This is a genomic window from Albidovulum sp., from assembly GCF_049646345.1.
GTDB lineage: Bacteria > Pseudomonadota > Alphaproteobacteria > Rhodobacterales > Rhodobacteraceae > Albidovulum.
The window spans coordinates 1-1,562 of sequence record NZ_JBARVQ010000636.1 but is presented as its reverse complement, the minus strand read 5'-3'; the positions used below and the strand labels follow the sequence as shown (position 1 = coordinate 1,562).

The window sequence follows — 1,562 nt, the reverse complement described above, 5'->3', positions numbered from 1 at the left end:
CTCCACAAGCGGGTCGGCTGCATCGAAAGCTCCCAGCGCGGGCTGGCCTTGGATATCGCCGGGCAGGATCACGTCATCATGCGGGATCCACGGCAGGGCGAAGGACCGCATCGACCGGCCTTCACGGGAGCCGACAGTGGCGGGGCCTCCGAGGGGGACGGAGGGCAGCAGGTTCAGCACGCCCTCGTATTGCTCGATGATCACCGACCGTTGCGTGACGCCTTCGAAGCGAAAGAGGCCGATCTGGCCGAGGCGGGTGTAAAGGTTGGGCAGGATGTTGATAGCCTGCGTCATTTCGGCCAGCGAGTAACCGCCAGCGTCAAAGGGATTGCGAACGATGGTCATGGGGTGCTCCGGGGATTTGGGGAAAGGGATGCCGACGTCGCGCGTCAGACGCCGTCGCGGGCGATGATGCCGACGGCGGCAAGCTGGCTGATCTTGGCGGTGATCTTGGCCGCGTCGTTGACCGTGCCCTCGTAGGCTAGGCCTGCGCGAGACACGATCGAGGGGCCACGGGCGACGACGATGCCGACCGCATCCGCCAGAGTGGCATTCACCGGGTAAAGCAGCACGGCGACGGCGACCTGCGCGCCATCTGCACCGGTTGCGGCGGACAGAGTGTATTTGCCGCTGGCGGTGATCCGGCCAAGGACGGCACCGGAGGGGAAGTTGGTGCCGATCAGCAGGGTGACCACCTCACGGGTGTAGTTCGGGTTGACCTCATATTTGAGGACATCGCCCATGCTGGGCGGTTCCGTCAGGACGGGCATTGGTCAGTCTCCATGTCTTGGGGGATGGGGCAGGTGAGGGATGCAGGCGCTGGTTCAGCGCTTGGCGTCGGTCGCGGTTTTCTTGGCAGCGGCCACGATGGGGCTTTCCTTCGCAGCAACGGCCGGGGCGGTGGCGATGATGCCAGCGGCATCGCTGCGGGCGGCAAGATCGGCCAACACCCGGGCGCGCAATGCTTCAGGCTTTAGCCCCTTGGTGACGGCATCGGCGGCGTCAATGGTCACGCCCAGCCGCGCTGCCTGCGCGCAGACTTGCGCCACCTCGGCCGCCTCGGCGCGAATGGCGTCTGCGGTCATGGCAGTGGGCGAAGCATCGGCCGCTGCAGCGGGCGGCTCTGGCGCTGCCGCGACCGCTGGCATTGCGGCAGGAAGTGCGGCAACCGGAGCCGGGTTCGTGGTTTCTGTGGGCGTGGTGGTCATCTGTGGACCCTTTCTGCTGGGGGAAGTGGAGCCACGCGGTGCGGCGGCGAAGGCGTGGAAGGCGTGGAAGGCGGTGACAGGATCGGCGAGTTCGTCGGCCAGACCGGCGGCAATGGCATCGGCCCCGCGAAAGACGGCGGCTTCGGTGGCCAGCGCCGCTGTCTGCGTCAGACGTTCGCCACGACCGGCGGCGACAGTTTCCGCGAACAGGAATCGCACGACCTCCAGCTCACGCTGCATCTGGTCGCGGATGGCTTCGGGCAGGGGCTGATACGGATTGGCGTCGATCTTGTGCGATCCTGCGTGGATCAGCGTGACCGCGATGCCCTTCTGATCCAGCGCCCCACTCATATC

At 66.5% G+C, this 1,562-nt stretch carries 3 protein-coding genes; all 3 read right to left on the bottom strand.

Going from position 1 to position 1,562, the window contains the following annotated elements; translation table 11 throughout:
• Window positions 1–345: major capsid protein (locus tag WBB85_RS16555; protein WP_432639699.1), on the bottom strand; the 345-nt coding region annotated here is incomplete at its 3' end.
• A 44-nt stretch (window positions 346–389) separates the two neighbouring features.
• Window positions 390–770: a head decoration protein gene (locus tag WBB85_RS16550; RefSeq protein WP_432639698.1), complete on the bottom strand. Its 381-nt coding sequence runs from the start codon at window positions 768–770 to the stop codon at window positions 390–392.
• Between the two features lie 54 nt (window positions 771–824).
• Window positions 825–1,562 (bottom strand): S49 family peptidase (locus WBB85_RS16545; RefSeq protein WP_432639697.1); only part of this gene is annotated, 738 nt, incomplete at its 5' end.